4 protein-coding genes are annotated in these 6831 nt (G+C 58.6%); 2 read left to right on the top strand and 2 right to left on the bottom strand.

Annotated elements, in window-relative coordinates; all coding sequences use genetic code 11:
- Together AAAB16_RS22265 and AAAB16_RS22260 are read right to left on the bottom strand one after the other, a co-directional pair.
- Positions 1 to 2186: TonB-dependent siderophore receptor (locus AAAB16_RS22265; RefSeq protein ID WP_340665297.1), on the bottom strand; the 2186-nt coding region annotated here is incomplete at its 3' end.
- Between the two features lie 83 nt (positions 2187 to 2269).
- Complete coding sequence (locus tag AAAB16_RS22260; RefSeq protein WP_340665296.1) at positions 2270 to 3949, bottom strand: cyclic peptide export ABC transporter; 1680 nt, start codon at positions 3947 to 3949, stop codon at positions 2270 to 2272.
- A 209-nt stretch (positions 3950 to 4158) separates the two neighbouring features.
- On the opposite strand from AAAB16_RS22260, the gene AAAB16_RS22255 reads away from it, so the two are divergent.
- Together AAAB16_RS22255 and AAAB16_RS22250 are read left to right on the top strand one after the other, a co-directional pair.
- Positions 4159 to 4551 (top strand): DUF2946 domain-containing protein, encoded by a 393-nt coding sequence (locus AAAB16_RS22255; protein WP_340665295.1) that lies wholly within the window; start codon positions 4159 to 4161, stop codon positions 4549 to 4551.
- 129 nt (positions 4552 to 4680) lie between these two features.
- Positions 4681 to 6768 (top strand): TonB-dependent copper receptor, encoded by a 2088-nt coding sequence (locus AAAB16_RS22250; RefSeq protein WP_340665294.1) that lies wholly within the window; start codon positions 4681 to 4683, stop codon positions 6766 to 6768.
- The last annotated feature ends 63 nt before the right edge of the window (positions 6769 to 6831 follow it).

Below are 6831 nucleotides of genomic sequence, written 5' to 3'. Positions count from 1 at the left end.
CGCAGCATGTGCTTGGGCGTGTATGAGTTGTAGGCCTTGCCTGCTTGGGTCGGCAGCGTAGGGTCTTCGCCTGGATCATTGAGATTTTCAGTGTGGGTATATGTGTAGCCGGCAAAGAGTTGCAGATCAGTCAGTATCTCGCCGCTAATCTCTGCGTCAAAGCCACGAGACCGCGCTTTGCCGCCAGCGAAGTAGCAGGCATCCTCGCCGTCGCACGCAGTGCCGAAGCCGTACATTGCCTTGTTTTTTTGGTCGACCTGGAAAATGGAGAAGCTTGTATTTACTCTGCCCTCGAAAAGCTCTCCTTTTAAACCAACTTCGTAGTTGCTGCCCTCAATAGGCTTAAGTGGAGCGCTTTCCGCGCTGAGTTCAGTCTGTGGTTTAAAAATGTCGGCATAGCTGATGTAGGCGGACCATTCGGGTGTCAACTCGTAAATAAAGCCGCCGTAGGGGCTTACTTCTCCAGACTCTTTCGCCGAAGACGGGGGTAGTTTTGCGCCGGAGACAACCCGCTGCAGTTCATAGTCATATGTGTAGTTGCTGGTCCGCGCCCCGACCACAAAGGTCAATGGATCAAGCAGTTTGTAGCGCATGACACCATAGATACCCGATTGGGTAATTTTTGCCTTGGTATACGCAGCATAGCTGGTGCTCAACATTTGCGACTTGGTCGGGAGCGGTGGTGACACCGGGTCATAAATATTCATCGGCACATTTACGTTTGCCGACGCTGGGAAGAATCCACCTTGAAGGTCGTCAGTACGCAGGTCACTGGCGTTTGCCCCCACCACCACTTCATGCTCGCGACCGAGATTTCTGAATTTGCCGGTTAGGTTGATATCGGCACCTTTGTTAGTGTTCTCAAATTCATACAGGTAAGCACGAGAGGTCATGCCATCGCCGGTTGCTGGGTCAACGGAGCCGCGACCCCAGGCGTAATACATGTCATTGGTTTCACGAACGTAAGAGGCCGCAGCCTTGAGCGTCCAGTCTTCGTTGAAGTCATGCGTCAGGTCACTGAAGTACGTGGTCTGTTTGTTGTTCCACTTGTTCCAGTCCGCACCGGTGTAAGTGGAGCGGCTGATATCCAGTGCGCTGCCATTTTTGGCACGGGGCAATCCGCCAAAAAATGGAGTGGAGTGCAGATCCTCTACGCTAGCTCCGACGGCAATCACTGTGCTCGGTGCAAGCTCATACTCGACGATGGCGTAGAGCAAATTCTTTTTGCTTTCAGCAGTGTCGTAGAAGTAGTCGCGGTCTTCATGAGCAGCGACCACTCGAGCGCGCAGGGTTCCGTCTGCATTCAACGGTGTGCTGCCGTCGATGGATTGACGATAGTTATCCCAGCTACCGGCACTGGCCTGAATGGACAGCGACGGCTCAACCTTTGGCCGTTTACGCACCAAGTTCACCGCGCCGCTTGCGGCGCCAGAGCCTTGGAGTAGGCCATTTGCACCGCGCAACACTTCAACGCGGTCATAAATCTGAGTGTCGGACGTAAAACCACTACCTACGCCGTAATAACGACGGTCCAGCGGGACGCCATCGTACTGAAAGGTCTCAACTTCAAAACCACGCGAGTAGATGTACTTACCGCCGGAGGGACTTTGGTACGTGGTGATCCCCGTGGTCTTTTCCAGCACCTCATTGAGCGTGTTGAGGTTCTGATCATCCATCGCCTTACGCGTGACGATCGACACTGACTGGGGGATATCTTTGAGCTTGTGCTCGCCCTTGCCGATGGTGGCGACGTTGGAGGTGTAGCTGCCTGAGTCTTCGGTGGTGGCACTGGCGCCGCGGGCGTTGATGTCGGTTGGTGCCAGTTCCAGCGCGGCGTCGCTGCTGGTGGCGGGGCGCAGGGTGACGCTGTTGCCGTTGAGTTCGTAGGTCAGGCCGCTGTTTTGGAGCAGCAGGTTGAGTGCCTGCGCTGGTTCCAGGTTGCCTTTAAGCGCCGGGGTGCGCAGGTTTTTGATCGCGTCCGGGCTGTATAGCAGTTGCAGGTTGGCTTGTTGTGCCAGGGCATTTAGCGCGCCCACCAGGCTTTGCGCTGGAATATCCAGGGCCACCGGCTGAGCCATCGCTAACAGCGGGCTGCTCAGGGCCAGGGCCAGCAGGGTGGGAGAGAGCAAGGCGCGGGTTTTTTTACGCATCGCGGCGGCCAAAGGAGAGAGTGGGATGTTGGACATTATTGGTCTCTAAATGCTGGCAGTTGTCTTTTGAGATTTATTCGCAGTTATGTAACGTTCGGCAAGATAAAAACCGGAAAAAATTATTCAACAAATGCAGAAATTTCTTTTTCCACCGGCTCGGCCAGCCGCTGACCATTGTGCAAACGCAGCAGGTGGTCGGCGCTGTCGAAGTAACGGTCGTCGTGGCTGATAACGATGATGGTCTTGCCCAGGCGCTTCAAATCCGGCAGCAACTCGGTGTAGAAAATGCGCCGGAAGGTGGGGTCTTGGTCGGCGGCCCATTCGTCAAATACCAGCACCGGGCGCTTGTCCAGCCAGGCGCTGACCAGGGCCAAGCGTTTGCGTTGGCCGGTCGAGAGGTCGGTAGTGCTAAACGCGCCGTCGCGCACTTGCACCTTGTGGGCTATTTCCAGGCGTTGCAGGTAGCGGTTGGCGTCATCCGGAATGCCGTCGGGGTTTTGCAGCAGTTCGTCGAACAGGTAGTAGTCGGCGAAAACGGTGGTGAATAGCTGGCGATAGTCGTCGCGGTTTTCAGCAGTAACCGGCGCGCCATTAAGCAAAATCTCACCGCTTTGTGGCGCGTAAAGGCCGAGCAGTAGCTTGATCAAGGTGGTTTTACCGCAGCCGTTTTCGCCGACGATAAACAGGATTTCGCCCTGGCCGATTTTCACGTTTAGCGGGCCCAACGCAAACGGCGTGGCGCCTTCAACGGGCGGGAAGGCGTAGCGTACATTGCGCAGTTCCAGGCTGTGTACCTGGGTAACCGGCGCTTCGCCTGCGCTCAACAGTAGGTGCGGCTCGGGCGAGGAGAACTGCGCGGAGAGCTCGGCAATGCGCCGAAACGCAATCTGCGCGCGGCTGATAATGGGCAGGGTGGTCACCAGGTGTTCCAGGGGGCCCTTCATATACAGCAGCACCAAAACAAAGCCGCTAATCACCGCTGCCGGGCTGTGCAGCCAGTATTGCTGCAGGGCCAGCAGCATGCCGATAACGACAAAAAACAGCATGGAACCGAGACTTTTCGCCAGCACAAATACGGTGATCGAGCGAACGTGTGTGTCGCGAATGTAGTCCGCTGTGCGCTGGATACGCGCGGTAAACATATGGTGGCGGCGCGGCCGATGAATGCGCAGTTCCTTGGCGCCGGAGGCGATGCCGTTGTAGTGCTTTTGCAGCTCGTCTTCGGCTTCGCGCGCGGCATAAAAACCCTTGATGCCTTTTACCCGCGCCAGGTATTGCACGCCGGTGCCGAGCACGATGGCCAGCGCGGTGACAAGAAACATCGGCCAGGACAGAAAGGCCAGGTAACCCAGACAGCCAAAAGTCACGGTGAGGGAAATCGCTAAAGGCGCAAAAGAGAAGGCGAACTCGCTGATGGTGTCGACGTCCTGGGTCAGCACCGGTATCAGACGATGGCTGCGATAACGCTCAATTTGCTCGATGGGCGCGGACAGCACCTTTTCCCCGAGGTCGCGGCGTAGCTGGGCAATCACGTGTTGGCCGACGTAGTTGGTGCCCAAGTCCGAGGCCAAGGAGCAGAGCAGCGCCAGTAGGCACAGGCCGGTAAAGGTGATGATCACCTGTTGGCTCAGCCCTTCTGCGGCATGCAGCAAGCCGTTGATCGTGGCCAGCAGCGCAGTGATGCTCAAGCCGCCGAGCATGCCCAGGGCAATGCAGGTACTGACTACCAGCCAGTACGGTTTAAGCAAGCTGAACAGCTCGCGAATGGCGCCGGGCGCCGCAGAAGAGGGGACAGTCATCGCATTTCCTGGAATGAGCGCAGGCGTGATCGCTTGTGGAAAGAACGGCTCATAGCCCAGAAAATTTAGCGCGCGACGGCGCGATGCCCGGCAATCGACTCGCCAGGTTGTAGGTAATGGGCTAAATAAAAAGAGGTTTGCTCGCTGTGGCAATCGACCGCGTTGGTCCGGCTGTCGCCCGTCAACAGGCAATGCTAGAGTCGCCGCCCATGAACCTGACCCGCCCCCCACGCACCCGCTCACTGACCGCCTGGCTGTTGTATGCCAGCGTGCTGTTCAGTCTGTTTGCCTGCGGTATTCACCATGGGCAAATGAGTGGCTTGAGCCTGAGCGGCTTGGGTGGCGGCTTCTGCTCGATTAGCGGCGAGGGTGGTCCGGCCATTGATGCCAGTGGCACCGACCAGCAGGCGCCGCATTTGGATCAGGTCAGTTGCCCGCTGTGTTCATCGTTTGCCGGCGCGGTGGCGATCAATACCGCGGGTTGGTCGCTGAATTTCAGCCCGGCCCCAGCCATCACGCCACGCCTGGCCAATACCTGGCCACAAGCACCGCCGCGCTACAGCTGGCCCTCGCTCAATCCTCGCGCTTCGCCCCTCGCTTGATCGTCTGGCGGCTACTTACTGGCCGCGCTTCTAACTAAATTCCCCTGGCCGACCACGGCTAACGGCTGCGCCCAATGCGCCAGTTGGTAGAGGGGAACTGACGCTCACGTTGTACGCAAGGATTTCACCATGCCTTTGAAAAAGGTTTGTTTACTCGCCGCTCTGGCGCCGCTGACCGGCCTCGCTGCGCCCCAGGAAACCACCGACCCGCTGAACGATGAACACGCGGCTCACCACGAGCATGCCGTCGAGCTGCAATCGACCATCATCACCGCCGTGCAGCAAAGCTCGCCGCTAACCGTGGTGACTAATCCCAAGGACGCCCGCCAACCCGTTCCGGCCAGCGATGGCGCTGATTACCTGAAGACCATTCCGGGCTTTTCCGTGGTGCGCAACGGCGGCAGCAACGGCGACCCAGTACTGCGCGGCATGTTTGGTTCACGGCTGAATATTCGTACCAACGGCGGCCTGATGCTTGGCGCCTGCCCGGCGCGTATGGATGCGCCGACGTCTTATATTTCGCCGGAGACCTTCGACAAACTCACCGTGATCAAAGGCCCGCAAACGGTGTTGTGGGGTCCGGGCGCCTCGGCTGGTACGGTGTTGTTTGAGCGTGAGCCGGAGAGCTTTTCCGAGCTTGGTGGCCGCCTGGATGGCAGCGTGCTCGCCGGCTCCAATGGGCGGTTTGACAAGGTGCTGGATGGCGCCGTGGGCAGCGATTTGGGCTATTTGCGTGTGGTCGGTAACCAGGCCCAGGCCGACGATTACCGTGATGGCAATAACGACACCGTGCCGTCGCGCTGGAACAAGTGGAACACCGATGTGGCGCTGGGTTGGAAGCCCGATGCCGACACCCTGATTGAGCTCACCGCTGGCAAGGGCGATGGTGAAGCGCGCTATGCCGGGCGCGGTATGGACGGCTCGCAGTTCCAGCGCGAGAGCCTCGGCCTGCGGTTTGAGCAGAGCAATATTGGCGAGGTGCTAAGCAAGGTTGAAGCGCAGGTTTACTACAACTATGCCGACCATGTGATGGACAACTTCCGCCTGCGCACGCCCGACCCCACCAGCAGCATGCCAATGCCCATGGCCGCGCAAGTCGACCGGCGTACCGTGGGCGGGCGCCTGGCGGCAACCTGGGTGTGGACTGATGTTGAGCTGGTTAGCGGCGTCGATGCCCTGCGCAGCGAGCACCGTGAACGCAGTTCCAGCTATTCCATGATGAGTGGCCGCTATACCGACGCTGACCAGTTCCCTTGGAGCAAAGATGCGGTGTTCCATAACTACGGCGCCTTCGCTGAAATGACCTGGAATGCTGCTGAGCGCACACGGTTGATTGGCGGCGCGCGCGTGGATCGGGCCGAGGCCACTGATTACCGGCAAACCACCGGCATGATGAATATGCCCAACCCCACGGCGAATAAAACCCGTGGCGACACCTTGCCCAGTGGCTTCGCCCGTTACGAGTATGACCTGGCCGATTCGCCGACCACCGTATACGCCGGCCTTGGCCATGCCCAGCGCTTCCCCGATTACTGGGAGCTGTTTTCCGCCACCACCGGGCCAGCTGGCAGCGTTAATGCCTTCGCTGGCAGCAAGCCGGAAAAGACCACGCAGTTAGATTTTGGCGTGCAATACGGCGGCGAAAAACTACAGGCCTGGGCCTCGGGTTACGTTGGCCAAGTGCGCGATTACCTGCTGTTCACCTACAGCCCCGGCATGATGGGCGACAGCACCCAAGTGCAAAACATCGACGCGCGGATTATGGGCGGTGAGTTGGGCGCGGCTTATCAACTGAACAGCAACTGGAAGACCGATGCCACCCTGGCCTATGCCTGGGGCAAAAACAGTTCTGACGGTGAAGCCTTGCCGCAGATGCCACCGCTGGAAACGCGCCTGGGCCTGACCTATCAGCGTGAAGCGTTTAGTGCCGGAGCGTTGTGGCGCGTGGTCGCCAGCCAGGGGCGGATCGCCGAAGGCAAAGGCAATGTGGTGGGCCAGGACCTGGGCCAGAGCAGCGGCTTTGGCGTGTTTTCGTTGAATGCTGCGTACCGCTTGAACCCGCATTTCAAGCTCAGCACCGGCGTCGACAACCTGTTTAACAAGGCCTATGCCGAACACCTGAACTTGGCGGGTGACGCCGGCTTTGGTTTCCCCGCCGATAAGGCGATCAACGAGCCTGGGCGCACGTTGTGGACCAAGGTGGATTTCAGTTTCTAAGCTTTGCCGCTGTTGTTGGGCTTCGCTCAACCGCAACCAACAAACCCTAACCGTAGGTTGCGG

This window comes from Pseudomonas sp., from assembly GCF_037994325.1.
In the GTDB taxonomy this organism is placed as follows: Bacteria; Pseudomonadota; Gammaproteobacteria; order Pseudomonadales; family Pseudomonadaceae; genus Aquipseudomonas.
Note: the sequence above shows the minus strand (reverse complement) of the source record. Positions and strands in the feature narration are given on the sequence as shown.